This window comes from Gordonia hirsuta DSM 44140 = NBRC 16056, assembly GCF_000333015.1.
Taxonomy (GTDB): Bacteria; Actinomycetota; Actinomycetes; order Mycobacteriales; family Mycobacteriaceae; genus Gordonia; species Gordonia hirsuta.
This window is the reverse complement of sequence record NZ_BANT01000041.1, coordinates 1-26,771: the sequence shown is the minus strand read 5'-3', so window position 1 is coordinate 26,771 and position 26,771 is coordinate 1. Positions and strand designations below refer to the sequence as shown.

Annotated in this window: 24 protein-coding genes and 3 pseudogenes; 19 read left to right on the top strand and 8 right to left on the bottom strand. The window is 68.2% G+C overall.

Features of this window, described 5'->3' with window-relative positions; all coding sequences use genetic code 11:
• Positions 1-101: 101 nt before the first annotated feature.
• The gene (locus tag GOHSU_RS13335; RefSeq protein ID WP_005942730.1) at positions 102-827 is read left to right on the top strand and encodes a peroxiredoxin; all 726 of its coding nucleotides are present in this window, start codon (positions 102-104) and stop codon (positions 825-827) included.
• 277 nt (positions 828-1,104) lie between these two features.
• On the opposite strand, the gene GOHSU_RS13330 is transcribed toward GOHSU_RS13335, so the two are convergent.
• Positions 1,105-2,316, bottom strand: a complete 1,212-nt coding sequence (locus GOHSU_RS13330; RefSeq protein ID WP_005942727.1) for a M20 family metallopeptidase — start codon at positions 2,314-2,316, stop codon at positions 1,105-1,107.
• Positions 2,317-2,397: 81 nt separating this feature from the next.
• Here GOHSU_RS13330 and GOHSU_RS13325 point away from each other — a divergent pair.
• The 3 genes and pseudogenes from GOHSU_RS13325 to GOHSU_RS13315 form a co-directional block, all read left to right on the top strand.
• Positions 2,398-3,342, top strand: a pseudogene (locus GOHSU_RS13325) (TtfA family protein); the annotation flags it as partial.
• Positions 3,343-3,593: 251 nt separating this feature from the next.
• Complete coding sequence (gene pyrE, locus GOHSU_RS13320; protein ID WP_005942721.1) at positions 3,594-4,157, top strand: orotate phosphoribosyltransferase; 564 nt, start codon at positions 3,594-3,596, stop codon at positions 4,155-4,157.
• 122 nt (positions 4,158-4,279) lie between these two features.
• Positions 4,280-4,939 (top strand): TrmH family RNA methyltransferase, encoded by a 660-nt coding sequence (locus tag GOHSU_RS13315; RefSeq protein WP_005942718.1) that lies wholly within the window; start codon positions 4,280-4,282, stop codon positions 4,937-4,939.
• Between the two features lie 56 nt (positions 4,940-4,995).
• Here GOHSU_RS13315 and GOHSU_RS13310 read toward each other — a convergent pair whose 3' ends face one another.
• Positions 4,996-5,331, bottom strand: coding sequence for a YrhK family protein (locus GOHSU_RS13310; protein ID WP_245551751.1), 336 nt, complete (start codon positions 5,329-5,331; stop codon positions 4,996-4,998).
• A gap of 34 nt (positions 5,332-5,365) precedes the next feature.
• Positions 5,366-5,947 carry a TetR/AcrR family transcriptional regulator gene (locus tag GOHSU_RS13305; protein WP_005942712.1) on the bottom strand — a complete coding sequence of 194 codons (582 nt, stop codon included), beginning with the start codon at positions 5,945-5,947 and terminating at the stop codon, positions 5,366-5,368.
• Positions 5,948-6,076: 129 nt separating this feature from the next.
• Here GOHSU_RS13305 and GOHSU_RS13300 point away from each other — a divergent pair, with 129 nt between their 5' ends.
• From GOHSU_RS13300 to GOHSU_RS13290, 3 genes are all read left to right on the top strand, one after another.
• Positions 6,077-7,219, top strand: a complete 1,143-nt coding sequence (locus GOHSU_RS13300) for an acyl-CoA dehydrogenase family protein (protein ID WP_005942709.1) — start codon at positions 6,077-6,079, stop codon at positions 7,217-7,219.
• A gap of 48 nt (positions 7,220-7,267) precedes the next feature.
• Positions 7,268-8,029 carry an SDR family NAD(P)-dependent oxidoreductase gene (locus tag GOHSU_RS13295; RefSeq protein ID WP_005942705.1) on the top strand — a complete coding sequence of 254 codons (762 nt, stop codon included), beginning with the start codon at positions 7,268-7,270 and terminating at the stop codon, positions 8,027-8,029.
• 61 nt (positions 8,030-8,090) lie between these two features.
• Complete coding sequence (locus tag GOHSU_RS13290; RefSeq protein ID WP_005942702.1) at positions 8,091-8,942, top strand: SDR family oxidoreductase; 852 nt, start codon at positions 8,091-8,093, stop codon at positions 8,940-8,942.
• 179 nt (positions 8,943-9,121) lie between these two features.
• Here GOHSU_RS13290 and GOHSU_RS13285 read toward each other — a convergent pair whose 3' ends face one another.
• Positions 9,122-9,757: a TetR family transcriptional regulator gene (locus tag GOHSU_RS13285; protein WP_005942699.1), complete on the bottom strand. Its 636-nt coding sequence runs from the start codon at positions 9,755-9,757 to the stop codon at positions 9,122-9,124.
• Between the two features lie 108 nt (positions 9,758-9,865).
• Between GOHSU_RS13285 and GOHSU_RS13280 the strand changes: the two are divergent.
• Positions 9,866-11,465, top strand: a pseudogene (locus GOHSU_RS13280) (GMC oxidoreductase).
• A gap of 74 nt (positions 11,466-11,539) precedes the next feature.
• Here GOHSU_RS13280 and GOHSU_RS13275 read toward each other — a convergent pair.
• Entirely contained in the window at positions 11,540-12,277 is a 738-nt protein-coding gene (locus GOHSU_RS13275; protein WP_005942694.1) for a VTT domain-containing protein, read from the bottom strand.
• A gap of 178 nt (positions 12,278-12,455) precedes the next feature.
• Here GOHSU_RS13275 and fbaA point away from each other — a divergent pair, with 178 nt between their 5' ends.
• Positions 12,456-13,490, top strand: a complete 1,035-nt coding sequence (fbaA, locus tag GOHSU_RS13270; protein ID WP_005942691.1) for a class II fructose-bisphosphate aldolase — start codon at positions 12,456-12,458, stop codon at positions 13,488-13,490.
• 82 nt (positions 13,491-13,572) lie between these two features.
• Here fbaA and GOHSU_RS16360 read toward each other — a convergent pair whose 3' ends face one another.
• Positions 13,573-14,916: an Rv0361 family membrane protein gene (locus GOHSU_RS16360; RefSeq protein WP_005942688.1), complete on the bottom strand. Its 1,344-nt coding sequence runs from the start codon at positions 14,914-14,916 to the stop codon at positions 13,573-13,575.
• 128 nt (positions 14,917-15,044) lie between these two features.
• On the opposite strand from GOHSU_RS16360, the gene GOHSU_RS13260 reads away from it, so the two are divergent.
• The 7 genes and pseudogenes from GOHSU_RS13260 (at position 15,045) to GOHSU_RS13230 (ending at position 20,830) form a co-directional block, all read left to right on the top strand.
• Entirely contained in the window at positions 15,045-15,476 is a 432-nt protein-coding gene (locus tag GOHSU_RS13260) for a DUF3151 domain-containing protein (RefSeq protein ID WP_024332603.1), read from the top strand.
• Between the two features lie 43 nt (positions 15,477-15,519).
• Complete coding sequence (locus tag GOHSU_RS13255; protein WP_005942685.1) at positions 15,520-16,668, top strand: FUSC family protein; 1,149 nt, start codon at positions 15,520-15,522, stop codon at positions 16,666-16,668.
• Positions 16,669-16,717: 49 nt separating this feature from the next.
• A complete protein-coding gene (locus GOHSU_RS13250) occupies positions 16,718-17,659 on the top strand; it encodes a cation diffusion facilitator family transporter (protein ID WP_005942682.1) in 942 nt (313 codons plus the stop codon).
• A 74-nt stretch (positions 17,660-17,733) separates the two neighbouring features.
• On the top strand, positions 17,734-18,384 hold the full coding sequence (locus GOHSU_RS13245; protein WP_005942678.1) for a TetR/AcrR family transcriptional regulator: 651 nt from the start codon (positions 17,734-17,736) through the stop codon (positions 18,382-18,384).
• A gap of 122 nt (positions 18,385-18,506) precedes the next feature.
• Positions 18,507-19,712: a lipid-transfer protein gene (locus GOHSU_RS13240; RefSeq protein WP_005942674.1), complete on the top strand. Its 1,206-nt coding sequence runs from the start codon at positions 18,507-18,509 to the stop codon at positions 19,710-19,712.
• 76 nt (positions 19,713-19,788) lie between these two features.
• Positions 19,789-20,010, top strand: a pseudogene (locus GOHSU_RS16630) (SRPBCC family protein); the annotation flags it as partial.
• Between the two features lie 148 nt (positions 20,011-20,158).
• Positions 20,159-20,830, top strand: coding sequence for a polysaccharide deacetylase family protein (locus GOHSU_RS13230; RefSeq protein ID WP_005942669.1), 672 nt, complete (start codon positions 20,159-20,161; stop codon positions 20,828-20,830).
• Between the two features lie 51 nt (positions 20,831-20,881).
• On the opposite strand, the gene GOHSU_RS13225 is transcribed toward GOHSU_RS13230, so the two are convergent.
• Complete coding sequence (locus GOHSU_RS13225) at positions 20,882-21,679, bottom strand: site-2 protease family protein (protein ID WP_005942667.1); 798 nt, start codon at positions 21,677-21,679, stop codon at positions 20,882-20,884.
• On the bottom strand, positions 21,676-22,329 hold the full coding sequence (locus tag GOHSU_RS13220; RefSeq protein WP_005942664.1) for a hypothetical protein: 654 nt from the start codon (positions 22,327-22,329) through the stop codon (positions 21,676-21,678). Before GOHSU_RS13220 ends, GOHSU_RS13225 begins: the two co-directional genes overlap by 4 nt.
• Before the next feature lie 63 nt (positions 22,330-22,392).
• Here GOHSU_RS13220 and GOHSU_RS13215 point away from each other — a divergent pair, with 63 nt between their 5' ends.
• The 3 genes from GOHSU_RS13215 to purT all read left to right on the top strand — a co-directional run.
• Entirely contained in the window at positions 22,393-23,679 is a 1,287-nt protein-coding gene (locus GOHSU_RS13215; RefSeq protein ID WP_005942661.1) for an adenylosuccinate synthase, read from the top strand.
• 14 nt (positions 23,680-23,693) lie between these two features.
• Positions 23,694-25,295: an adenylate/guanylate cyclase domain-containing protein gene (locus tag GOHSU_RS13210; protein WP_005942658.1), complete on the top strand. Its 1,602-nt coding sequence runs from the start codon at positions 23,694-23,696 to the stop codon at positions 25,293-25,295.
• Positions 25,296-25,305: 10 nt separating this feature from the next.
• Positions 25,306-26,771, top strand: a 1,466-nt coding sequence (gene purT, locus GOHSU_RS13205) for a formate-dependent phosphoribosylglycinamide formyltransferase (RefSeq protein WP_005942655.1), incomplete at its 3' end; no start/stop codon positions are given.

Below are 26,771 nucleotides of genomic sequence, written 5' to 3'. Positions count from 1 at the left end.
GCGCGGTAAGTGCGCTATGACTCAGCACACATTATTTGATACCCCGGGGGGTATAGTTTAGACTGGATCCAGAAAACGAAGTCCCACCGAGGAGGAACACCATGACTGACGACCAGAACAGCGCGCCGGCTCCGTTTCACATGCCCCGGATCGGTGACCCCGCACCGGAGTTCACCGCCGTGACTACTCAGGGCGACATCAACTTCCCGAGCGACTACAAGGGCAAGTGGGTCATCCTCTTCTCGCACCCGGCTGACTTCACCCCGGTGTGCACCACCGAGTTCGTCATGTTCGCCTCGATGATGGACGAATTCGCCAAGTACAACACCGAGCTGGTCGGGCTGTCGGTGGACGGCCTGTACAGCCACATCGCGTGGCTGCGGACCATCAAGGAGAAGATCGACTTCAACGGCCACAGCGACGTCGAGGTGACCTTCCCGCTGATCGAGGACATCAGCATGAACGTGGCGTCCAAGTACGGCATGATCATGCCGGGTGAGGACACCACCAAGGCGGTGCGCGCGGTCTTCGTGATCGACCCCGAGGGCATCGTCCGCACCATCCTCTACTACCCGCTGAGCCTGGGCCGTAACTTCGACGAACTGCTCCGTGTGGTCAAGGGCCTGCAGACCGCGGACGCGTTCAACATCGCCACCCCGGCCGACTGGCGTCCGGGCGACAAGGTGATCGTGCCGACCGCCGGCTCCTGCGGCACCGCCAAGGACCGCATGGGCGGTGAAGAGGGTGCGATGGAGTGCCAGGACTGGTTCTTCTGCACCAAGGATCTCCCGGCCGAAGAGGTCGAGGCAGCCATCCGGAAGGGCTGACCTCCGGACAGGCTGAGAAGTGTCGTACGTGTAAGGCGTACGACGGCAAGGGCGGCGACCTGTGGGGGGTCGCCGCCCTTTCGTCTGCCGTGGTCAGGCTTTCCGGCCCGCTCGTCCGGCCGGTTTGCCGGCCCTGCCGAAGCTACCGCGGGTCGTATTCCGTTTCCGACCGCGACCGGTCGGAAACGGAACACAAGGTTCACGCGGCCGCCGCGCCGGACCGCCGCCGCGCCGAACCCGCCGCAGCGCCGGTGCGGGTGCAGAACGGTCGGGCGCCTCAGGAACCGTCGGCGAGCAGGGCCACCGCGGTGCGCACATAGGCGCGCGCGGCGGTGACCAGCTCGGTCAATGACACCGACTCGTCAGGTTGATGCGCCTGGTTGTTGATGTCGCCGGGGCCCAGGACGATCGTCGGCACCCCCAGATCGCGGCTGATGAAACCGCCGTCGCAGGCGGCGCTCCAGCCGCCGATCGAGGTGGCGGCCCCGGACTGCTCGACGGCTGCGGCGGCCGCGAGCACCAGCGGCGCCTCGGCGTCGGTGGCGAAGCCGGGCATCTCCATCGTGGGAGTCACGGTGACCTCGATACCGTCACCGTCGATCCCGGCGGCGGTGATCTGGCCGGCGAGGCGATCGGCGACCGCGGTGACCGATTCACCGGGCATCAGCCGGCGATCGACACCCAGATAGCAGTTCGGCGGGACGATGTTGATGCCCTGACCGCCCTCGATCACGCCGATGTTCCACGTGCCGAAACCCAGTAGTGGCTCGGGATCGGCGGCCATCTCCGCCTGGTCGCGGCCGATCAGCCAAACCACGGCGGCCGCGGCCTCGATCGCACTGCGGCCGTCGGAGGGCCGGCCCGAATGCGCGGCCCGGCCGGTCACCTCGATCTGCAGGTACGACGCGCCCCGGCAGCCGCGCACCACCTGCAGGCTGGTCGGTTCGGCGACGATACAGCCGGCGTAGTCGTGCGGCGGTGGGTCGGCGACCACTGCCCGCACCCCCAGACCGTGCTCCTCCTCGTCGACGGTCGCCAGCAGCGAGACCAGCCCGGACAGGGTGATCCCGAACTCGCCAGCCCTCGACAGGGCCGCCATCGCCGCCACCACCGCGGCCAATCCGCCCTTCATGTCCGCCGCGCCCCGCCCGATGACCAGGTCTCCGTCGCGGCGCACCACGAACGGGTCGCCGGTCCAGTTCGGCCCGGTCGGCACCACATCGGTGTGCCCCAGAAAGAGCAGGCCGGGTGCGGGGGCGGATTCGCCCAGCGTGGCCAGCAGATTGGGCCGGTCGGGGGCCACCTCGGTGGTCGTCACCGCCAAACCGACCTCCCGGCAGGCGCGTGCCAGCACGGCCACCGCGGCACCCTCGGTGCCCCCGGGATTGACACTGGGCTGTTCGACCAATTCGCAGGTCAGGGTCTCGACCAGGGCGGCATCCACCGTCTCGGCGAGGGCGGTGATCGCGTCGGCGGACGGGGGTGGCATGCGGTGTTCCTCCTCTTCGGGCGGATGACGACCGTCGAGTCGCTATCCGTGAAATGGGCGTTCGATAGTAGGCTAAGCCCGATGACTACCGTCTACTTCGTGATTGCGGTCCTCGCGCTGATCGGCGCCGGGGTGCTTCTCTGGTTGGACCGTAACCGGTCCGAGCAGGTGCATCACCAGCGCGCTGTCTGGGGCGAGGAGCATTCCTTCAAGTTCCGTGAGTCCGACAGCAAACTGCGGACGGTGTTCCGCCGTGCCGCGATGGACGTGCCCGAAGGTGTTCCGGTGCGCGATGTCGCCTACGGACTCTACGAGGGAGTCGAGGCGGTGGTCTTCGACCTCGAGGAGACCGCGACGGTGGTGGCCGTGCGCCGCCCGACCGCCTCGTCGGTGACGGTGGACCTGCGCTACGAGGACGTGCTCGCCCCGGCCGAGACCGATGTGGAGCTGCTGGGTGCGATGGGTTCGCGGGTGATGTTCGCCAGCAATCTGGACGCCGCCCGCCGCACCTGCGACCGACGCATGGTCGCGCTGGCCACCGAGGCGCCGCCCTACATCGAGATCCTGTGGAACGAGGGCAACTGGGCGCTGGGCTCGATGCCGCTGACCGCCGATCCCGAACGCCTGGACGTGGCACTGGACACCGTGCGTCGCTTCGCCGATCTGCTGCTGGTGCTGCCGCCGGCGGTCGATCCGCAGGATGCGCCGGACCCGCGGGACCCGCACGGTCCGATCAGCGATGAGCTGGCCGATGAGAAGACCGAATCGCTGCGCGATAAGGCACGACGCCGTCGCGCCGAGCAGGACGCCGCGTCGGCTGAACCGGGCGCACCGGGCCCGCGTCCGGAAAACGGCCGTCCCGCCGCCGATCAGCCCGCCCCCGGGCGCCCGGTCTACGAGCGCCCCGCCGGCTACCGCCCGACCGGTCCCGGCCAGACTGTCCCCGGTCAGCCGGCCTACGAGCCCCCTCCGCGCTATGTGCCGCGCACCTCGCCGCTGGATGCCAGCCCCCGGCCGGCCCAGCCCCCGGCCGGCCCCGAGGGACCCCGGAGCGGTTACCAGCCGCGTCCCACCGAGGCTGCCGCCGACGAGATCGTCGTGGAAGAGGTCGACTACGACGAACTCCCCGAAGCCCGTTTCGGCGAGGAGCGGTTCACCCGCCCGCCGCGACCGACCCCCATGCGTCAGCGCCCGGCCGCTGAGCAGCCCGAGCTGCCTGACCTGCCGTCCATGCAGGTGCGCGACGACCGCGACCTCGACTAGACCCAGGAGCCCTCATGGCCGTCTCCGATTCGCCTGCCCTCGATCCGGGCGCCCGCCGACGCCTGGCCGCCCTCGTCGCCGAGCTGTCGGTGGTCCACGGCCGGGTCATCCTGTCCTCCGGTAAGGAGGCCGACTACTACGTCGACCTGCGCCGGGCGACCCTGCAACACGAGGCCAGCCGGCTGATCGGCCAGTTGATGCGGGAGCTGACCGCGGACTGGGATTACACGGCGGTCGGCGGTCTGACGCTGGGCGCCGATCCGGTGGCGACGTCGATCATGCACGCCGAGGGCCGGCCGATCGATGCCTTCGTCGTGCGCAAGGCGGCCAAAGCACACGGTATGCAGCGGCAGGTCGAGGGGCCGGACATCGCCGGCAAGCGCGTGCTCATCGTGGAGGACACCTCCACCACCGGTGCATCCCCGGCCAATGCGGTGATCGCCGCGCGGGCCGCTGGCGCCGAGGTGATCGGCGTGGCCACCGTGGTCGACCGCGACACCGGCGCCGACGAGGTGATCCGCGCTCAGGAGGTTCCGTACCGTTCCCTGCTGGGGCTGGCCGATCTGGGCCTCGCCTGACCTTGGCCGACCCCGCATCCGGTCCCGTCGAATCCAGTCCTGTCGAATCCAGTCCCGGCGACTCCGGATCCAGCGACTCCCGGCAGGCCGACCCGCGGCAGGATGCCCTTCGACAGGATTCGGTGGCCGGACCGACCGAATGGCACAGCGGTGTCGGCGGCCCGGTCGGAGTCGGTCCCTGGCTGCAGGAGTACGGCCGGCCGCTGCCCGACGATCCCCGCTACGACCTAGAACTCCTCGCCGACGGTGACCGGCGCAATGTGGTCGATGCGTACCGCTACTGGACCCGCGAGGCGATCGTGGACGATCTGGACACGCGCCGGCATCGCTTCCACGTCGCTATCGAGAACTGGGGCCACGACGCCAACATCGGCACGGTGGTGCGCACCGCCAACGCCTTCCTGGCCCAGAGCGTGCACATCGTCGGGCGCCGCCGCTGGAACCGTCGCGGCGCGATGGTGACCGATCGCTACCAGCACGTGCATCACCATCCCGAGATCGCCGACCTGATGCGCTGGGCGGGCGAGCACGGTCTGACCGTGGTGGCCGTGGACAACACTCCCGGCTCGGTCCGGCTCGAGCGCACCCGGCTGCCGGAGAACTGCCTGTTCGTCTTCGGTCAGGAGGGGCCCGGGGTCACCGAAGCGGCGAGCGCGGCGGCCGATCTGACGGTGTCGATCGCTCAGTTCGGTTCCACCCGCAGCATCAACGCCGGTGTCGCCGCGGGGATCGTCATGCACACCTGGGTCACCCAGCACGCCGACCTTGACCAGGCCTGGTAGCAGCCGTCAGGCGGTGGGCAGCCGGCGCGCTCTCTCGAAGCGGCTCACAGGCTGGCTCAGAAGTCGCGCTCGGATTCGGTGACGGCGTCGTCGGCGGTCGCCGGGTCGGTGCCCCCAGGGCGCCGGAATCGCTGCAGGTGGATGTGGCGGGCCATCCGGATCGTCGGGCGGATGAGCATCTCGATACTGCCCAGCACGAACAGCACGGTGCCCGCCGTCATGGTCGCGGGGGAGAAGAAGAGGAAGCTGCCGATCAGGAACCAGATACCGATCAGAATGTCGTTGGCGATGCTCGCGGCCTCGTAGCGGCGGCGCACGACGAGCTCTTCCGGGCCGATCCGCAGCACCAGTGCCTGCTCGGTCTGGTTGCCGTCGATTCCCAACGGACTCACTCCTTCTCTGTTGTGCGGTGCACGGTCTACTCGCCTACTTGCTGATCCCGCCGGTGAGGATCGCCGCCAGTTCCCGGTAGGCTTCGGCGTCGTCGAGCCCGGTACTTGTGCGCACGCCGCGCTGCTGGATGCGGGTGATCATGGTGGCGGCCAGATCGGCGGCGAACGCCGCGTGCACGGCCCGGAACTCGCCGTCGGCAACTCCCTGGTCGACCAGCTCTTTAACGCGGTCAGCAGCTGCTGCGGTGTTCTGCTCGTAGACCTCGCGGGCCGGAGTGAACGCGTCCAGATCGGCCATGAAGCGGTCGGACGCCGGGGCGAGGGTGGCGCCGATCGCTTCGAGGAAGCCGATGATCTGGGCGCGGGCGCCGACGATGTCGCGGGTGCGTTCGTCGATCGCGGCGACTGCACCGCGGAAGAAGTGGATCGTGGCCGAGCGCACGAGCTCGTCCTTGCTGTCGGCCAGCGTGTACAGCGTGGACTTGGAGCAGCGCAGACGGGCCGCGATCTCGTCCAGCGTCAGATGCGCGAAGCCCTCGGTCAAGAACAGGTCGACCAGGCCGTCGAACAGTTCTCCGCGCCGGCGGGTGGCGAACTCGGGGGCAGGACCGGTCATGGCCCGAATGATACTGGCAAGCCCCTTGCAGTACTACCGAGTAAACAGTACTGTCCCGGTTAATCCAGTACTACTCAGGGATCCGGCGCTGCCGAACGAGCCACGGCGCCGCCTCACGAAGGAGAATCGATGCCGGTCGATCGACTGTTGCCCACCGATGAGGCTTACGAGCTGATCGAACTCACCCGCGCCATCGCGGACAAGACGCTGGACCCGATCGTCGACGCGCACGAGAAGGCCGAGACCTACCCCGAGGGCGTCTTCGCGACTCTCGGCGAGGCCGGACTGCTGAGCCTGCCGTACCCGGAGGAGTGGGGCGGCGGCGGTCAGCCCTACGAGGTGTACCTGCAGGTCCTCGAGGAGATCGCGATGCGCTGGGCAGCGATCGGGGTGGCGGTCAGCGTGCACGGTCTGGCCTGCCATCCGCTGGCGACCTTCGGCACACCGGAGCAGCAGCAGCGCTGGCTGCCGGAGATGCTCGGCGGAGCCACGATCGGCGCCTACTCGCTGTCCGAGCCGGACGCCGGTTCGGACGCGGCGGCCCTGACCTGCCGGGCGACCGCCACCGACGACGGCTACCGGATCCGCGGCACCAAGGCGTGGATCACCCACGGTGGAATCGCCGACTTCTACAACCTCTTCGCGCGCACGGGGGAGGGCAGCCGGGGCATCTCGTGCTTCCTGGTCCCCGGCGACCTGGACGGGCTGAGTTTCGGCCGGCCCGAAGAGAAGATGGGTCTGGCCGCGGTGCCGACCACCTCGGCCTCGTACGACGATGCCCTACTGCCGGCCGAGCGGCGCATCGGCGAGGAGGGCCAGGGGCTCTCGATCGCGTTCAGCGCGCTGGATTCGGGCCGGCTCGGCATCGCCGCGGTCGCCACCGGTATCGCCCAGGCCGCACTCGACGAGGCCGTCGCCTATGCCAAGGAGCGCCAGACCTTCGGCACCGCCATCATCGACCACCAGGGACTGGGTTTCCTGCTCGCCGATATGGCCGCGGCCGTCGATGCCGCGCGGGCCACCTATCTGGATGCGGCCCGCCGCCGCGATCGCGGGCTGCCCTACTCGCGGCAGGCATCGGTGGCCAAGCTGACCGCCACCGATACCGCCATGCGGGTGACCACCGATGCCGTGCAGGTCTTCGGCGGTAACGGCTACACCCGTGACTTCCGCGTCGAACGCTTCATGCGCGAAGCCAAGATCACCCAGATCTTCGAGGGCACCAACCAGATCCAGCGTCTGGTGATCGCCCGCGGCCTTGCGGCTCGCTGAGCCGTCCTTGGACACCTCAATCCCTCCTCTGGAAAAGGAACATCACCAATGAAACTGACCGATTCTGTCGCCCTGGTCACCGGAGCCGCCTCCGGGCTCGGTAACGCCACCGCTCGCGCGCTGCACGCGGCCGGCGCCGCCGTCGTGCTGGTCGACCTGCCGTCCTCCGACGGTGCCGAGGCCGCCGCGGCGCTGGGTGAACGCGCCGTCTTCGTGCCGGCCGATGTCACCTCCGAGGACGATGTGGCCGCTGCGGTGGCCGCCGCCGCCGAACTCGGTGCGCTGCGCGTGGTGGTCAACTGCGCGGGCGTGGGCACCCCCGGCAAGGTTCTCGGCCGGGGTGGTCCACTGTCGCTGACCGATTTCGAACGGGTCGTGCGGATCAACCTGGTCGGCACCTTCAATGTGATCCGGCTGACCGCGGCCGCCATGGCCGGTAACGAGCCGGTCGACGGCGATCGCGGCGTGATCGTCAACACCGCGTCGGTGGCCGCCTTCGACGGCCAGATCGGCCAGCCGGCCTATGCGGCCTCCAAGGGCGGCGTGGCGGCGATGACCCTGCCGATCGCCCGCGAGCTCGCCTCCTCGGCGATCCGGGTCGTCACCATCGCCCCGGGCATCTTCGAGACCCCGATGCTGGCGGGTCTGCCCGAGGCCGCGCAGGCCTCCCTGGGTGCGCAGGTTCCGCACCCGTCGCGGTTGGGGCGGGCCGACGAGTACGCGGCGCTTGCGCTGCACATCGTCGAGAACGGAATGCTCAACGGCGAGACCATCCGGCTCGACGGTGCCATCCGGATGGCCCCCAAGTAGACCGCGCGCCGCAGCTCAAGCACTGATCGAGACATCACTGATCGAGAAGGACACTGAACCCATGACGACCACTCCTGACCGGCCGCTGGCCGGACGTACCCTGCTGATGTCCGGCGGCAGCCGGGGCATCGGCGAAGCCATCGCGCTGAGCGCCGCGCGCGCCGGCGCGAACATCGCGATGATCGCCAAGACCGCCGAGCCTCATCCCAAACTGCCCGGCACCGTCTTCACCGCCGCCGCGGCCGTCGAGGAGGCCGGCGGCCAGGCGCTGCCGATCGTCGGGGACATCCGCGACGACGAGCAGGTGGCCGCCGCGGTGGCCCAGACCGTCGAGCGTTTCGGCGGAATCGACATCGTCGTCAACAACGCCAGCGCGCTGGACATCACCGGCACCGAAGACCTCAGCATGAAGAAGTACGACCTCATGCAGAGCATCAACACCCGCGGTGCCTTCCTGCTGTCCAAGCTGGCGATCCCGTACCTGCGCGAGTCGACGAATGCGGACATCGTGACGCTGTCGCCGCCGCTGAACCTGGACCCGGCATGGTTCGACAAGATCGGCACCGGCTACACCATCTCCAAGTTCGCCATGTCGCTGGTGACCCTGGGGTTGGCCCGTGAACTGCAGGCCGACGGCATCGCCGTGAACTCGCTGTGGCCGCGCACCACCATCGACACCGCCGCGGTACGCAACATTCTGGGCGAAGACCTGGTCTCGGCCAGCCGGACGCCGCAGATCATGGCCGATGCGGCGATGGCGATCATCACCCGCCCGGCTGGCGGACCGACCGGCCAGTTCTACATCGACGACGAGGTCCTCACCGTCGCGGGCGTCTCCGACCTCGCGCAGTACCAGGTGAGCCCGGGGCCGATCGACGGGCTGGAGCTGGACTTCTGGATGGACCCCGCCTGAGTCGGCACATACCGCAACCCTCCCAAGCGAACGCGTCGGGAGATCACGCCATCCCATCGCAACGGTGATCTACCCCACATGGAGCCGAGAACATACTGCGCTGATAAGTCATGTGACTCAGAATGGCATCCGTGAAAGTGGAGGAGACGCCGCGGGAACGCTGTCCGCGATTCAGATGGTCAGGTAGCCGGTGCGAGCCAGAGGCCGATGAGCCCGTCGACCACTGCGGCCGAGAACGCTCGCCATGATTCGTGGTCCAGCGCTTCGGAGGCATTGCGTGAGTTCTCGAAGCTGGCGAACATCGAGATCAGTAGGTGCTGGGTCATCAGATTCCGCACGGTGACCGCGGTCTCCGGAAGGGGCGGCAGGCTGGCGTAGAGCCCGTCGAGGATGCGGCGCAATGACGATGATTCGGCTGCGGCCCGATGGATCAGCGACGTGTTTTCTGGATCCACGGCCAACTGTGCGCACAGGGCGGCGAAGTGCGTTCGGCGGGGCGCCGTTCCGAGGTACTCGAGCTGCGGCTGGACCAGGCAGCGAAGCCAGTCACGCACCTCGGTGATGTAGCTCAAGTCATCGACCATCCGTGCGCGGATCTGTTCGATCGGCTCGTTGTGGACCTCGAGGAGCGCTGAGAGGAGGCCGTCGCGGTTGCCGAAGTGGTAGCCGACGGCGTAGTTGTTCCCCTGGCCGGCCGCCTCGCAGATCTGACGGTTGGATACAGCGGCGATTCCCCGTGCGGCGAACAGCTCTTCGGCCGCAGCGAGCAGGAGTCGACGAGTCTGTAACGCCTGGGTGGTCGGCTCATCGCTCATGAGGCCATGATCGCCTATGGCGCTGTCGGCCATGGCGTAGGCCCACCGCCGGGAATTCGTGTCGCCAAACGAATAAGTCAATTGACTTAGGATATTCAAGGAGGAAGTATGCAGAAGAGGGAATCGACGATGATCGATCGTCGCAGCCTTCTGGTGGGAGCAGCAGCGGTCGGGGCTGCTGCTTTCGCCAGTCCACTGGGCAAGACGCAGGCCGCACCGGCCAGGGTCCGACTCACCCGAGAAGAACGCCGGGTGGTGGTGATCGGGTCGGGCTTCGGTGGCGGTGTCACGGCCCTGCGGCTGACACAGGCCGGTGTCCCTGTGCTACTCCTCGAGCGTGGGAGGGAGTGGCGGACCGGGCCGAACGCGAAGACGTTCCCCAGCGCTGCTGATCCAGACGAGCGAGCCCTGTGGCATCGCAGTGACCCCACGCTGTTCGGACGCCGGATGCCCGTCGGTCCCTATGTCGGTCTGATCGATGCGGTGGCCGGGGAGAACATGACGGCGCTGGCACCGGCCGGCCTCGGCGGCGGATCATTGATCTATCAGGGCATATCTCTGCAGCCTTCGCAAGCGGTCTTCGAAGAACACCTGCCCAATCGGCTGGACTGGCCGCGCCTGAATCAAGAGCACTATCCGCGAGTGGCGCGGATGCTGAAACTGGCGGTGGCTCCGGACCGGCTGGTGCGGCACGACGCGTACCGCGCCGCCCGGGCTTTTGCTTCCCGGGCACGACGGGCCGGGCGGCCCGTCTCGAAAATACCGATGCCGATCGACTGGAACTACGCACTGGCCGAACTACGGGGCGAAATGCGGCCTGCCTACACCGACGGCTCGGGTGCGCTCGGGGTGAACAACGGTGGAAAACACAGTGTCGACGTGACCTATCTGAAGCAGGCGAGGGCGACGGGCCTGCTCGAGGTCGCGACTCTGCACGAGGTCACCGACGTCGCCCGCGCGCAAGATGGACGCTGGAAGGTGCGGGTGAACCGCACTGACCTGCGGGGGCGGGTGCTGGAAAACAAGATCATCACCACCGGAACCCTGGTCATGGCGGCAGGTAGTGTGCACACGACGCGGCTGCTGGTGCGCGCCCGGGCAACCGGCGCGATCGCCGACCTCCCCGACGCAGTGGGTGCGGGCTGGGGCACCAACGCCGACAGGATTTACACGTGGACTTCGCCCACGGAAGACTTCGGTGCGCGGCAAGGGGGGCCGGTGGTCTTCGGCAGTCGCAACTGGTCCGATCCGTCCCGGGCCCACACCGTCATTCAGGCTTCGATTCCACCGCTCGGCGCCGATCTGCACACCACCATGATGGTGGGATTCGGCGTGAGCAAGGGGCGTGGCCGGTTCGTCTACGACTCCGGGCGCGGGGATGCGATTCTGCGTTGGCCTGCCGACGGGGACAGTGCCGTGCAGTGGCGCGACATCCATCCGACCGCGACCGCGATCGCCGGACCCGGTGCGATCCTCGGGGACTCGAACAAGGTGGTCAACACTACCTGGCACCCACTCGGTGGTGCGTGCATGGGGGACGGTTTGCGCCTTGTCCGGGCGGGTGCAGGACCAGCGTGGCCTCTATGTGATCGACGGAGCGCTGATCCCCGGGACGTCGGCCGCCTGCAATCCGTCGATGACGATCGCTGCCGTCGCCGAACGAGCGTTGGACGATATCGTCGCCAACGATGTGGGAAGGCTGATCTGATCCGCTCGGCGTGGCCGGGACGGTCGGGCTCGTCGTGCGCGGGACTCAGCGGATAGGGCGTTCCTCGCGCGGTATCAGGAGGCTTCGGGGCCGTCGTCCAGGTGCAGTTCGACGGGGATCTCTTTCCCGCGGTTGCGCCGGCGGCGGTACCACTCGAAGACCATCGGCAGAATCGAGACCAGCACGATCGCGATGAAGATCGGCTCGATCAGTTTCTGCACGATCTCGAACTGGCCCAGCCAGTAGCCCAGCAGCACGATGCCTGCGCCCCAGATGATCGCGCCGACCACGTTGTAGATCGCGAACACCGAGTACCGCATCTTGGCGGCGCCGGCCACGATCGGTGCGATGGTGCGCACGATCGGCACGAAGCGGGCCAGCATGATGGTGATCGGGCCGCGCTCTTCGAAGAAGGCGTGCGCCTCGTCCAGGTACCGCTGCTTGAGGAAGCGGGCGTTCGGTTTGAACATCGACGTGCCCAGATAGCGCCCGATCCAGTAGCCGATCTGGCCGCCGATGATGGCGGCGATCGGAATGAATATGCACAACTGCCACAGCTGGAAGTTGGCGTTGGCCACGGCTTCCCGGTGGGCGTCGGTGGCGCTGCCGGCGGCGATCAGACCTGCCACGAACAGCAGGGAATCACCCGGCAGAATCGGGAACAGCACACCCGATTCGACGAGGATCACCAGGAGCAGTCCCCAGAAAGCCCAGGCCCCGAACCACCCGATCAGGGTGTAGGGGTCCATGAAGCCCGGCATCAGGGCAACGTTCATCGTGGTGGTGGCGCTGGCCAACGAAGCGTCGATCACGGGGGTTCAGAGTACCCGGCGAACCTGGGAGTTTCCCTAATCCGTCGCCCCTAGCAGTGTGATCTGGGCCGTTGCAGCGGCCATCAGTGGCGGGTCCGGCCCATCGTGCACGCGTTACCGGCATACTGGGGAGGACAAGAAAACGCCTGAGTGCGACCCCATCGTTGGAGGACTCTAGATGCCCATCGCAACCCCCGAGAAGTACGTCGAGATGCTCGCCAAGGCCAAGGCGGGCGGTTACGCCTTCCCGGCGATCAACTGCACCTCGTCGGAGACGATCAACGCCGCGATCAAGGGTTTCGCCGACGCCGGCAGTGACGGCATCATCCAGTTCTCCACCGGTGGTGCCGAGTTCGGCTCGGGCCTGGGTGTCAAGGACATGGTCACCGGTGCGGTCGCACTCGCCGAATTCGCGCACGTGATCGCCGATAAGTACGACGTCACCGTCGCCCTGCACACCGACCACTGCCCCAAGGACAAGCTGGACACCTTTGTCCGCCCGCTGATCGCGATCTCGCAGGAGCGCGTCGACGCCGGCCAGAACCCGCTGTTCCAGTCGCACATGTGGGACGGCTCGGCCATCCCGATCGACGAGAACCTGGAGATCGCCAAGGAGCTGCTGGCCCTGACCTCGGCGGCCAACATCATCCTCGAGGTCGAGATCGGCGTGGTCGGCGGCGAAGAGGACGGTGTCGAAGCCGAGATCAACGACAAGCTGTACACCTCGATCGAAGACTTCGAGAAGACCGTGCACGCCCTCGGCCTGGGCGAGAACGGCCAGTACCTGCTGGCCGCCACCTTCGGCAACGTGCACGGCGTCTACAAGCCGGGCAACGTCAAGCTCAAGCCCGCCGTGCTGCTCGAGGGCCAGGAGGCCGCCGGCAAGCTGGTCGGCAAGACCGCCGCCGACAAGGTCTTCGACTTCGTCTTCCACGGTGGTTCGGGTTCGGCCAAGAGCGAGATCGACGAGGCGCTCAGCTACGGCGTGATCAAGATGAACGTCGACACCGACACCCAGTACGCCTTCACCCGCCCGGTCGCCGATCACATGTTCACCAACTACGACGGTGTGCTGAAGATCGACGGCGAGGTCGGTAACAAGAAGGCCTACGATCCGCGCAGCTACCTGAAGAAGGCCGAAGCCAGCATGACCGAGCGCGTGGTGGAGGCCTGCAACGACCTGAAGTCGTCGGGCAAGTCGATCTCCGCCTGATTCACGCTCCAGCGACGACGAAGCCCCCTGCCGCCCACGGGCGGCAGGGGGCTTCGTGCTGCCGGGCAGCGCCGATCCCGGGTCAGGGCTTGTCGCAGACCTTCCAGTCGCCGTCGATCCGGTGCAGGGTGATCTGGGCTGAGGTGGTCACATCGGGATCGCCGATGCTGTAGACGTCGACGCCCACGCGGGCGGTGTTCCCGTCGACGGCCACGCCGGTGACGTTCTTGAACGCCATCATCTGATTGCGGGCCTGCTGGGATTCGAAGGCCTTGCGGAACTCCTCGGGGGACACCGACTGGTAGTACTTCTGCTCTTCGCCGCAGGTGATCGACTGCAGTTTCGACAGATCACCGTCGTTCATCGCCGTCTGGTAGGTGCGGGCCGCGTCGGCCGCCCGGTTCTGCGGTGAGGTGTGGAAGACGAACCACCAGATCAGGACGCCGGCGACGATGAGCGCGATCAGTGCGGCCAGCAGTGCCCCCAGCTTGGCGCGGCTCTTGGTTTCGGCGGGCGGAGTGGTCGGAGCGATCACCTCGGGCTGATGTGGGGTCGACGACCATTCACCGGCGCGCTCGTCGGCCGGAGCTGCAGTGGCACCGGCCCCAGCGGTCGCGGCGGCAGCAGCGGCTCCGGCGGCAGCGGCTCCGGGTGCCGGCGCAGTGCCGCCGGCCACCGCGATTGTGTCGGTCTTCGCCTGCTCCGGCAGCGCGATCTGCGCGGTGTCGGTCGCGTCGTCGCCGGGTGTCAGATCCAGGGGCTGTTCGACGATGCCGGGGCGCTCGAGCTCGTCGGGGTGCACGCTCTCCACCGCTGTGCGGGGTGCGACCTCGGCCCGATCGCCGGCGCCGTCGACCGCGACGACGGTCTCGTGCGAGATTCCGCCGGCAGTCACCTCGACCTCGCGCTGGGCATCGGCGGCGTCGCCGGTGTCGGCGGCGTCCTCATCGGCGTCGTCGCCGGTCTTCGGAGTGGACCCGCTGCCCCCACCGGCCTCGTTAGCGGCCTCGGCTTCGGGGGTCTCGTCGGCGGTCGTCTGGTCGGTCGGCGTCTGGTCCACCAGGGCCTCGTCCACGGGTGCCTCGTCGGCGGGGATGTCGGCTTCAGACTCAGACTCGGCGGCCTCAGATTCAGCATCCTCGGTCTCGGCGTCCGTCTGCGGAACGGCCACCTCGTCGGTCACGATCTCTTCGGTCACCTCGCCGGCAGACCCGGTGAGCTCGGCGGGAACGGCGAACGCCTGGGTCGGCGCCTCCGCGCCCCCGCCGCCGAGCGCCTGGCCCGGCTCGATCTTCACCACAGGCGTGCGGGGTGCGGTGCTCTTCGCGGCCTGATCATCGGGAACCTGCTCACCGGCACGGCGTGCGCGGAAGGCGTCGACCACCTTCTTGACTGCACTGGTCTTGTCGTTGTCCGAAGTCGGCATGCTGCGCGGTTCCTAGAGTTCTGGGGGAGAGGCGGGTGCCGACGGTGACGGCACACCGTACGAGGATATCGAATTTCGACATCGCCAGCCCAGTCCGGTCGCCGCGCCGGGGGTGATTGAATGGCGGGGTGACCTCATTCGGAGATTTGCTGGGACCGCCGCCGACACTGCTGACCGGAGACGACGACGCAGAGTCCGACCTCCTCAACGGGGTGGACCCGTCGGCCGTGGCCGCCGCGCACCCGTCGGCCTCCATCGCCTGGGCGTATCTGGCCGAGGCCGCACTGACCGACGCCGAGGACGACGTCGCCAAGCAGATGGCCGGCTACGCCTTCGCCCGTACCGGCTATCACCGCGGCCTCGATCAGCTTCGCCGGCACGGCTGGAAGGGCTACGGACCGGTGCCGTGGAGCCATCAGCAGAACCAGGGCTTCCTGCGGTGCGTGGGTGCGCTGGCGCGCGCCGCCCGCCTGATCGGCGAGGAAGACGAGTACACGCGCTGCCTGGATCTGCTCAACGACTCCGATCCGCAGGCCGCCGCCGAACTCGGCCTGGCCTGACCCGCTGCCGGTCGAAACCGCCGGCTCGACCCAGAGGACGCCGATGACGACCGATCGGATCCGGGCGACGCGCTCGCGTCTGATCAGCCGGCTGCCGGCGGTCCTCGCCGTACGCGTGCGGCGCCTGGGGTTGTCGCTGGTGCCGATCCTGCAGTGCGCGATCGCCGCCGGACTGGCCTGGTTCATCGCCTTCGACGTCCTGCACCACACCGCACCGTTCTTCGCGCCGATCTCGGCGGTCGTCTCGCTCGGCCTGGTCCTGGCCAAGCGGTGGCGCCGGGCGATCGAGCTGATCGGCGGGGTGCTGATCGGCATCATCATCGGCGATCTGATCATCACCGCGATCGGCTCGGGCCCGTGGCAGATCGGCGTCGTCGTCTTTCTGGCGATGATGGTGGCAGTGGTGGTCGACGGTGCGCCGATGGTCACCACTCAGGCCGGCACCTCGGCGGTGCTGGTCGCCACGCTGCTCCTGCCGGACCAGTCCGCGGGCTGGGATCGCGTCCTCGACGCGATGATCGGTGGCGGTATCGCCCTGCTGATCGGCGCCCTGGTGCCCTTTAATCCAGCGCATCGGCCGCGCCGGGATGCGGCACTGGTGCTCGAGACGCTGCGAGAGCTGTCGGGGGATCTGGAACTGGCGCTGCGCCAGATGTCCACCGACGAGGTGGCCGCGGTCCTGCGCCGGGCTCGCGGGACCCAGGGCGCGATCGAGGCGATGCATTCGGATATGCGGGCCGGCCAGGAGGTCGGGCAGTTCTCGCCACTGTTCTGGCTGGAACGACCGCGGCTGGAACGCATCGCGGCCACCGCCGAACCCATCGACAACTGCATGCGCAACTTCCGGATCATCTCGCGGCGCGCACTCGGCCTGACCCAGCGCGGCGTCCAGGTGGAACCGGCGGTCCTGGACTTGATCGGCGCACTGCCCGAAGGCTTCGAGATCCTCCGGCAGATGATGCTCGCGCCGCCCAAGGGCTCGCCGGACGGGGCCGACGCCGCCCGGGTGCTGCGGTCGATCGTGCGCCGGGCCCGGCCGGCGATCAGCGAGACCCGCCGGCTGGTCGAGGAGGGCGGCGGCGACTTCTCCGAAATCGCCCTGCTGGTGGAGCTGCGCTCCCTCCTGGTCGACATGCTGATGGTTGCCGGCCTCAAGCGCGAGTCGGCCATCGCACAGCTGCGTCTGGACTGAGTCCGGCCCCACCTTGCAATACATGCGTGAAGCTGCATATATTCGGGTCATGGAACACTCGCATGGCGGTCATGAGGGGCACTCCCACGGTCCGAGCGCGGCGGAGTTGGCTGCCGACGCCGGATCGCGGCGACTGTGGCCGATGGTGCTGGCCGTCGTCCTGATCGGCAGCTACTTCTTTGTGGAACTGTTCGTCGGTATCGCGATCGGTTCGCTGGCGCTGATCGCCGATGCGGGGCACATGCTCACCGATGTGGTCGCGGTGTCGATGGGGCTGTCGGCACTGCTGCTGGCCCGGCACGGGCGGATCACCGATGCGCGTAGCTTCGGCTGGTTCCGCGCTGAGGTCTTCACCGCGGTCGTCAACGCGGTGCTGCTCATCGGCGTGGGGGTCTTCGTCCTCTACGAGGCGATCCGGCGGATCGGGGGCGAGTCTCCGGACATCCCCGGCGCGACGATGGTGATCGTCGCGGTGATCGGCCTGACGGTCAACGTCGTGGTCATGCTGCTGTTGCAGGCCGATTCGAAGAAGTCGATCGCGGTGCGCGGGGCCTATCTGGAGGTGCTCGCCGACGCGGTCAGCAGCGTCGGGGTCCTGGTGGCCGGTGTGGTGCTGATGACCACGGGCTGGCGCTATGTGGACGTGGTGGTCGCCATCGCCATCGCGATCTGGGTGGTCCCGCGCGCGATCCGGCTGGCCCGGGACGCCTTCCGGATCCTGAACCAGCAGACTCCCGATCACCTGGACATCGGTGCACTGCGGGCCGATCTGGAGGCCGTGCCGGGGGTCCTGGATGTGCACGATCTGCACGTCTGGTCGGTGACCACCGGCATGGACGTGGCCACGGTGCACGTCTCCAGCGACGGCGACTACGCGCGAGTGCTCGCCGACGCCCGGGCGGTGCTGACCGGCTACGGACTGCTGCACGCCACGGTGCAGGTGGATCCCGCCGGCGATCAGGCGGCCGGCTGCGAGAAGCTGAGCTGGTGAGTCCATCGTAGGAGAAGTGACATGCAGTCGTGCATGTTACTTCGGTGCGGTGGGCGGCGCGCTAGGGTGAACGCGTGGCAACCGGGGCGCAGGAGCGAGTAGGGCGGCGCACACAGGAACAGCGCAGCGCGCAGACGCGGCGCAAACTCCTGGATGCCACGGTCGCGTGCCTGGTCGACTACGGCTATGCCGGCACCACCACCTCGAAGGTGGCCGGACGTGCCGGAGTGACCCGCGGCGCGCAGCTGCACCACTTCGGATCCCGTCAGGATCTGGTGAGCGCCGCCGTGCAGCATCTGGCGGCGATGCGCACGGCCGAGGCGGTGGCCCAGCTCGGAGCGGTGCGCGATTCCGGCGACCCGGTCGGCGCCCTGTTGGAGCTGATCTGGGACCTGCACGACGGCCCGTTGTTCGTGGCCAGCGTCGAATTGTGGGTGGCAGCACGCACCGATCCGGTACTGCGCGAAGAGGTCGCCGCCTTCGAGCGCACCGTCGACGGGGCTGTCGCCGGGGCGGCGGCCGGACTGTTCGCCCCGGACGTCGAACGCGAGGTCCTCAACTTCGTCTACACCGCGATGGATGCGCTCCGCGGCATCCTGATCTCCGGTTTCATCGACCCGGGCTCCGGCCGTCCGCGCCGGCGCTGGGATCGTGCCTGCGCCGTTCTGCGTAAGGCCATCGATCCGGCCGCGCTGGTCTACCGGTCGGCGCCCGCCGGCGACTGACCGCCCCGAACGTCCTCTGCTGCGGCTACTGGCCGCGAAAGCATCGAGCTGTACAGTGATCCGCCTCACATCTCTTGTACATACATGCGTGCATGTTTGTATCTCTTCGTGGAGGTGCAGACATGACTCAGAAGGTGTTCGTCGTCGGTGTCGGGATGACGAAGTTCGAGAAGCCGGGCCGTCGCAAGAACGAGGACGGCTCGGATTGGGATTACCCCGATATGGCGCGCGAGGCCGGGACCAAGGCCCTGGCCGACGCCGGGATCTCGTACGAGAAGGTGCAGCAGGCTTACGTCGGCTACGTCTACGGCGAATCCACGTCCGGCCAGCGTGCGGTCTACGAGCTGGGGATGACCGGCATTCCGGTGATCAACGTCAACAACAACTGTTCGACCGGGTCGACGGCGCTGTTTCTGGCTGCTCAGGCGATCCGCGGCGGGCTGGCTGATTGCACGCTGGCGCTGGGTTTCGAGAAGATGCAGCCGGGTTCGCTCGGTTCGACCTACGACGATCGCGCGCAGCCGATGGACAAGCACATCCTGGCGCTGGCGGAGATCAGCGAGGTGCTCTTCCCGCCTGCCCCGTGGATGTTCGGGGCCGCCGGCCGTGAGCACATGGCCAAGTACGGATCGACTCCCGAGCACTTCGCCAAGATCGGCGAGAAGAACCACCGTCATTCGGTGAACAATCCGTACGCGCAGTTCCAGGACGAGTACACCCTGGCCGAGATCCTCGAATCGCGGATGATCTACGACCCGCTGACCAAACTGCAGTGCTCGCCGACCTCGGACGGCTCGGGTGCGGCGATTCTGGACTCCGAGCGCTTCGTCGAACAGCACGATCTGGCCGGCCAGGCGGTGGAGATCGTCGGCCAGACCATGGTCACCGACTTCGCGAACACCTTCGACGGCACCTGCGCCGGCATCATCGGCGACCACATGAACCGGGCCGCGGCCCGGGAGGTCTATGAGCAGTCCGGACTGGGTCCCGACGACTTCCAGGTGATCGAGCTGCACGACTGCTTCTCGGCGAACGAACTGCTGCTGTACGAGGCGCTCGGGCTGGCAGAGGAGGGGCAGGCGCACACCCTGCTCGATGCCGGGGACACCACCTACGGCGGACGCTGGGTGGTCAACCCGTCGGGCGGACTGATCTCCAAGGGCCACCCGCTCGGCGCGACCGGTCTGGCCCAGTGCAGCGAATTGACCTGGCAGCTGCGCGGCGACGCCGATAAACGGCAGGTCGACGGGGTCATCGCTGCTGTGCAGCACAACATCGGCCTGGGCGGCGCCGCGGTGATGACCGCCTACCAGCGCGCCGACCGCTAGACCGCAGACCTGTCATCACCCGCAACCACACCCGATCACCGGTTCTGCCCGGTGACCCGAAACAGAAGGATTCATCATGGGACACATCGAAACCACCGAGAAGCTGTCGGCCTCCCCGGACGCGGTCTGGGCGGTCATCTCCGACCCGCAGACCTGGGGTGACTGGTTCACCATCCACGAGCGCTGGATGACCGAACCGCCGGCCACGCTGGGCGCCGGCAGCACGCTGACCGCCAAGATCATGATGCTCGGCATGGCGAACAAGATCGAGTGGACCGTCGAGGAGGTCGACGCACCGCCTTGGCTACCATCGGCGCGTGGAGAGACGGACATTTCTGGCATTCCTTGCGGTCGGCGGCGCCCAGCTGCTCACCGGATGTTCAGCCGACAGCCGTGGCGACCAGGCCGCCGGGACCGGAACTGCCGGGACCGGAACGATCGGAGCGGTGCCAGCCGGCGAATCGGCGACACCGGCGGCGGCCGCGCTCCCGACGCCGAAGGTGCCGCTGCCGGACCATCCGATCACCGCGCTGCCGGGACCGGGGCGCTATCTGGCGCTGACCGTGGACGACGGCGCCAGCTCCGAGGTGGTCGGCGCCTATGCGCAATGGGCGGCCGACTCCGGCGCCAGGTTCACCTTCTTCGTCACCGGCCAGTTCGATGCCTGGCGCGACAACAAGAAGGCCCTGGCTCCGCTGGTGGAGTCCGGACAGATCCAGCTGGGCAACCACAGCTGGACTCATGCGGACCTGACCTCGCTGACCGCGGCCGGAGTCGCCCAGGAACTGGGCCGCTGTGAAAAGTTCCTGAAGAACACCTACGGGGTCACCGGCACCCCGTACTACCGGCCGCCGTTCGGCTACCGCAATGCCGCCGTCGACAAGGTCGCCGCCGACCTGGGATACACGATGCCGACGCTGTGGGACGGTTCGCTCTCGGATTCGGGTCTGGTCACCGAGAAGTTCCTGATCGGGGCCGCCCGCCGCTACTTCCGAGCCCAGCGCATCGTGATCGGCCACGCCAACCACGAGCCGGTGACCCGGGTCTACGGCAGGTTCAACGAGATCATCGCGCACCGGCGGCTGCAGACGGTGACGCTGAACGACTACTTCGCCTGACGGCCCGGATCAGACGGCCCGGATCAGACGGGCCGGTTCGGGCGGGCCAGGTCAGGCGGGCAGGGCCTCCCAGAACAGGAACAGGTTGCGGGCCTCCCAGATCAGCGTCAGATCGACGCCGAAGACGCCCATGATCGCGTAGATCAGGGTGAAGAAGCCCCGCGCGATCGGCGGGACGAAGAAGATCAGCCCGAAGACCACCAGGAAACCGAACGGTGCGATCTTGGCGGCGCTGCGCCGGGTCTCGTTCGACAGATACGGCTCGATCGCGCCGTAGCCGTCGAAGCCGGGCATCGGGATCAGGTTCAGCACGGTCGCGGTGATCTGCAGGAACGCCAGGAACAGCAGACCGGCGGCCAGATTCCCGCTGCTCTGGTCCGCAGGCAGCAGCCGCACGATGATCAGCAGCGCGAAGCCGAAGATCAGGTTGGTCAGCGGCCCGGCCAGGCTGACCCGGCTGCGCTGGCCCGCGGTCATGCCCGCGGTGTTCAGGTACACCGCACCGCCGGGGAAGCCGATGCCGCCCAGCAGGATGATCAGCAGCGGAAGCATCAGCGACAGCCCCGGATGGGTGTACTTGAACGGGTCGAGCGTCAGGTAGCCGCGCAACTCCGTGGAGTGGTCTCCGTACCGGAAGGCGGTGAAGGCATGGGCGAACTCGTGCAGGCACAGCGACACCAGCCAGCCGGCCAGGATCAGCAGCCACATGCCGCCGATCGCGGTCCCCGAACGGTTGTCCCCGCTGACCCACAGCAGCGCCCCGCCGGCCACTGTCGCGGCGATCAGCCCGTAGAACGTCGCGCTCGGGCGCACCGACCGCAGCGCGGTCCGGCCGGCGGAGGCGCTCACGGGCGGACCAGCTTCCAGTCGAGATGATGACGGTAGAAGGTGGACCGCTTCAGCACGCGCGGGGTGAGGACCCCCTCGCGTTCGACGGCCAGGTTGGTGCCCCCGGTCTGCACGGCGCGGCCGGTCAGCCATCCGCCGAACCGGAAACGACGATCCAGGCGGGCCCGCACACCGGGCGCCTGGGGCAGCGGCTCGATCACCACCGCCCGGACATCGCCGTCGAACAGGCGCGCCGAGTCGACATAGGTCTCGCCGTGCAGCGCGGTGACCTGGACCGGGGAGGTGCCGGTCAGGCCCACGTGCCGGGCGCGGCCGACCAACACGGTGGCCGCGTCGTCCCGGATCAACGGAAGCTCTTGTGCCACCCCGGTTTCGGCCAGGACGGCGGCGCCCTCGCCGTGCGGCAGGCTGTACACCTTGGTGGCGGGCGTGGCCGTCGGGGCCACATAGGCGACCTCGATGTCGAGGCGCTCGTGCCGCATCAGCACTCCCACCACCTGGGACAGGAACAGGTCGGGGTCGGCATACCCGGCCGGCGGGCGCACGATGAGCCGGCGCACGGCAGGGTCGGCCAGCGCCGCGTTCACCGCGCGCGACAGGGCGGCGGCTTCGGCGCCCGGGGGCGGCGGGACGATCTCGGTCGATACCACGCCAATAGGGTATCTGCGGGCCTCACCCAGTAGGGTTGTCCCCGAAAGGGAGGCACCTAGAACATGGCTGCGATTGTGCTGATCGGCGCCCAGTGGGGCGACGAAGGCAAAGGCAAGGCGACCGATCTGCTGGGCGGAAAGCTGCAGTGGGTGGTCCGCTACCAGGGCGGAAACAACGCCGGCCACACCGTCGTCCTACCCGATGGCGAGACCTTTGCGCTGCACCTGATCCCGTCGGGCATCCTCACGCCGGGCGTCAACAACGTGATCGGCAACGGTGTGGTGATCGACCCGTCGGTGCTGCTGACCGAACTCAAGGGTCTGGAAGACCGCGACGTCGACACCAGCGGACTGATGATCTCCGCCGACGCGCACCTGCTGATGCCGTACCACGTGGCGATCGACAAGGTGACCGAGCGGTTCCTGGGCAACAGCAAGATCGGCACCACCGGCCGCGGAATCGGCCCCTGCTACCAGGACAAGATCGCCCGCGTGGGTGTGCGGGTGGCCGATGTTCTCGACGAGAAGATCCTCGCCGAGAAGGTGGAGGCGGCCCTCGAGGTGAAGAACCAGATCCTGACCAAGATCTACAACCGCAAGGGCCTGGACCCGCAGCAGGTGGTCGAGGAGACCCTGGAGCTGGCAGAGGGCGTCAAGCACCGGATCGCCGACACCCAGCTGCTGCTGAACCAGGCGCTCGAACGCGGGGAGACCGTGCTGCTCGAAGGCAGCCAGGGCACCCTGCTGGACGTCGACCACGGCACCTACCCCTATGTCACGTCGTCGAACCCCACGGCCGGCGGTGCGGCGGTCGGCTCGGGCATCGGCCCGAACAAGATCCAGACGGTGCTGGGCATCCTCAAGGCCTACACCACCCGCGTCGGTGAGGGCCCGTTCCCGACCGAACTGTTCGACGAATGGGGCGAATACCTGGCGGTCACCGGCGGCGAGGTGGGCGTGACCACCGGACGCTCCCGGCGGTGTGGCTGGTTCGACGCGGTGATCGCCCGCTATGCGACCCGCATCAACGGCATCACCGACTACTTCCTGACCAAGCTCGACGTCCTGTCGGGCATCGAGGAGATCCCGATCTGCGTGGCCTACGACGTCGACGGCGTCCGGCACGACGATATGCCGATGACCCAGACCGGCTTCCATCACGCCAAGCCGATCTACGAAACGATGCCCGGCTGGACCGAGGACATCTCGGGCTGTCGCACCTTCGACGAGCTGCCCGAGAACGCGCAGAAGTACGTTCTGCGTATTGAGGAGCTCTCCGGCGCCTACGTCTCGTCCATCGGGGTCGGCCCCGGTCGCGATGAGACGATCGTGCGCCGCGACCTGGTCTGACCGGAGCCACGGCCGTGCCGGGCAGGTTCAGCAGGGATTACGGTTCCATCCTGCTCGGCTCCGCCGATGCCAGCCCGCGTCGGCAACGGCTGCGCATCCAGATCCTGCTGACCCTGTCGATCGTCGCCGTCAACGTGATCGGTGTGGTGATCGCGGTGGCCCTGGGCGCGGTCGGAATCCCCAAACCCGATTTCCTGCGCCGTGACCTGCTGCTGATCAACGTGGTCGGGATTCCCGTCTACGCCGCGTGCGCGCTGGTGGTGGGCGTCTCGATCGGCACCGTCCTGATGCTGCGCGCCCTGAAGTGGTCGATCGACGACCAGATCCCCACCCGGCGCGATGCGCAACGGACGATCCGGGCGCGCCGGCAGCTGGTGGCGCTGCAGTTCATCCTGTGGCTCGGGGCGGCGATCCTGTTCGGTTTCCTGTACGGGGCCGTCGACGTGGAGCTGGTGGCCAAGGCGGTGCTGATCACCGTGATGAGCGGGCTCGTGGTGGTGGCGCTGTCGAATGTGATCGTCGAGATCTTGCTGCGGCCGGTGGCGGCCAAGATCCTGCAGGCCGGGATGGGCTGGCGGGGCAGCTCGATGCGTTCGCGCGCCGTGCACGCCTGGATGGTGGGCACCGGTATCCCGCTGGTGGGCATCTTCATGGTGGTGTTCTTCGCCGCCTTCTCCCCGGACACCTCCAAGATGAACGTCTTCGTCTCGGTGACGGTGCTGTCGGGGATCGCCGTGGTGGTGGGCCTGACCACCCTGGTGATCGTCGCGCTGAGCGTTTCGGCGCCGATCCAGGGCGTGCGCTCGGGGATGGCGCGGGTCCGGCGCGGCGAGGTCGACGAGGACATCGATCTGGTGGTCTACGACGCCTCCGAGTTGGGGGAACTGCAGCTGGGGTTCAACAACATGGTGTCCGGGCTGCGGGAGCAGGAGCGGATGCGCGACATCTTCTCCCGGCACGTCGGCCGCGATGTGGCCGCCGCGGCCATGCTCGGCGACCCCGAACTCGGCGGTGCCGAACGGCTGGCCGCGGTGGTCTTCGTCGACGTGATCGGCTCCACCGAACTGGCCACCCGGCGCTCGCCCGCCGAGGTGGTGGACCTGCTCAACCAGTTCTTCGCGGTGATCGTGGAGGCCACCGAGAAGAACCAGGGCCTGGTCAACAAATTCCAGGGCGATGCGGTGCTGTCGATCTTCGGCGCACCCCTGGGCATCGACGATCCGGCCGGTGCGGCGCTGCGGACCGGCCGGGAGATCGCACATCGGCTGCTGACGGAGGTGCCGGATCTGCGTGCCGGGATCGGTGTGAGCTACGGGCCGGTGGTGGCCGGCAATGTCGGAGCCATCCAGCGTTTCGAGTACACGGTGATCGGTGACCCGGTGAACGAGGGGGCCCGCATCTCCGAGATCGCCAAACGGGATCCGCGGGTGCCGTGGGCCAGCCGCCGCGCCGTCGAAGCGGCCGAGCAGTCCGAGCGGACCCGCTGGAAACCGGTCGAGTCGATGGTGCTGCGCGGCCGCAGCGAGGAGACCGAACTGTACGTCCCGCGGGTGATCCCGAACGTTCCCCTCGCGCGTGGGAGATCGCCGCAGACGCCGGGCGAGCCTGCGCCGTAGACTGCGGGACATGACGTCGTCTCCCGATTCTGACGCCCCCGGAACCCCGGACCCCGGAACCCCCGCCCCGCCTGCCGAGGACGCTGCGGATCAGACCCCTGATCTGCAGACCACCGATCCACAGACCTCCGATCCACAGACCTCCGATCCGCAGGTCCCCGAGTCGAACGAGGAGCCGGCCGCGGTGGCCGGTCCGGTGCAGGTGCTGGGCACCCCGTTGTCGCCGAATGCGGTCACGGTGATGCTGCTGGGCTCGGGTGAGCTGGGCAAAGAGGTGACCATCGCGTTGCAGCGTCTGGGGGTCGAGGTGATCGCGGTGGACCGGTACGCCGATGCGCCCGCGCACCAGGTGGCCCATGCCGCCGAGGTGATCGACATGATGGATCCGGCGGCGGTGCGCGCGGTGATCGATAAGCATCGCCCGCGCTATGTGCTCCCGGAGATCGAGGCGATCGCCACCGATGCGCTGGTGGAGGTGGAGGCCGAGGGGATCGCCGAGGTGATCCCGAGTGCCAAGGGCGTGTCGCTGACCCTGGACCGCGAGGGCATCCGGCGCATGGCCGATCAGGAACTGGGGCTGCCGACGTCGTCGTACCTGTTCGCCGACAGCGAGGAGGAACTGCGGGCGGCCGCCTACCGCGTGGGCTATCCGTGCGTGGTCAAGCCGGTGATGTCGTCCTCGGGCAAGGGCCAGACGGTGATGTACAGCGACGCCGATGTGGCCGCGTCCTGGGAGGTCGCCATGACCGGCGGCCGGGTCAGCTCCACCCGGGTGATCGTGGAGAAGTTCATCGACTTCGACTACGAGGTGACGCTGCTGACCGTGCGCGCGGTGGATCCGGCCACCGGGAAGCTGGCGACCTACTTCTGCGAGCCGATCGGCCACCGTCAGTCCGCCGGCGACTACGTCGAAAGCTGGCAGCCGCAGCCGATGAGCGAGATCGCCTACGGCGCGGCGTGTTCGATCGCGGCGCGCATCGCCGCGGCGATGGGGGACCGGGAGTCGGCGGCCGGAGAGTTCAGCGGCCGCGGGATCTTCGGTGTCGAGCTGTTCATCAAGGGCGACGACGTCTACTTCTCCGAGGTGAGCCCGCGTCCGCACGACACCGGGCTGGTCACCCTGGCCACGCAGCGCCTCAGCGAATTCGAACTGCATGCGCGCGCGGTGCTGGGCCTGCCGGTCAGCACCGCGTTGCGTTCTCCCGGTGCCTCGGCGGTGATCTACGGCCGGCACGAGGAGCCGGCGATCCGGTTCGCCGGCGTCGCCCAGGCACTGGAGGATCCCCAGGTGGATCTGCGGCTGTTCGGCAAGCCGGAGAGCTTCGCCAAACGGCGCATGGGTGTGGCGGTGGCGACCGGCGCCGATATCGCCGAGGCGCGCCTTCGGGCCGAGGCCGCTGCGGCGCAGGTGGTGCCGCTGGCCGCCGGGGAGCCGGTGCCGGAGCGCCCGGCCGGGCAGCCCCCGGCCACCGACGA

Bases quoted from the DNA above. Each gene is read 5' to 3' on its own strand.
- GOHSU_RS13335 (WP_005942730.1), top strand. From the start codon at position 102: ATGACTGACGACCAGAACAGCGCGCCGGCTCCGTTTCACATGCCCCGG.
- GOHSU_RS13330 (WP_005942727.1), bottom strand. From the start codon at position 2,316: ATGCCACCCCCGTCCGCCGACGCGATCACCGCCCTCGCCGAGACGGTG.
- pyrE (WP_005942721.1), top strand. From the start codon at position 3,594: ATGGCCGTCTCCGATTCGCCTGCCCTCGATCCGGGCGCCCGCCGACGC.
- GOHSU_RS13305 (WP_005942712.1), bottom strand. From the start codon at position 5,947: ATGACCGGTCCTGCCCCCGAGTTCGCCACCCGCCGGCGCGGAGAACTG.
- GOHSU_RS13300 (WP_005942709.1), top strand. From the start codon at position 6,077: ATGCCGGTCGATCGACTGTTGCCCACCGATGAGGCTTACGAGCTGATC.
- GOHSU_RS13295 (WP_005942705.1), top strand. From the start codon at position 7,268: ATGAAACTGACCGATTCTGTCGCCCTGGTCACCGGAGCCGCCTCCGGG.
- GOHSU_RS13290 (WP_005942702.1), top strand. From the start codon at position 8,091: ATGACGACCACTCCTGACCGGCCGCTGGCCGGACGTACCCTGCTGATG.
- GOHSU_RS13285 (WP_005942699.1), bottom strand. From the start codon at position 9,757: ATGAGCGATGAGCCGACCACCCAGGCGTTACAGACTCGTCGACTCCTG.
- fbaA (WP_005942691.1), top strand. From the start codon at position 12,456: ATGCCCATCGCAACCCCCGAGAAGTACGTCGAGATGCTCGCCAAGGCC.
- GOHSU_RS16360 (WP_005942688.1), bottom strand. From the start codon at position 14,916: ATGCCGACTTCGGACAACGACAAGACCAGTGCAGTCAAGAAGGTGGTC.
- GOHSU_RS13255 (WP_005942685.1), top strand. From the start codon at position 15,520: ATGACGACCGATCGGATCCGGGCGACGCGCTCGCGTCTGATCAGCCGG.
- GOHSU_RS13250 (WP_005942682.1), top strand. From the start codon at position 16,718: ATGGAACACTCGCATGGCGGTCATGAGGGGCACTCCCACGGTCCGAGC.
- GOHSU_RS13240 (WP_005942674.1), top strand. From the start codon at position 18,507: ATGACTCAGAAGGTGTTCGTCGTCGGTGTCGGGATGACGAAGTTCGAG.
- GOHSU_RS13215 (WP_005942661.1), top strand. From the start codon at position 22,393: ATGGCTGCGATTGTGCTGATCGGCGCCCAGTGGGGCGACGAAGGCAAA.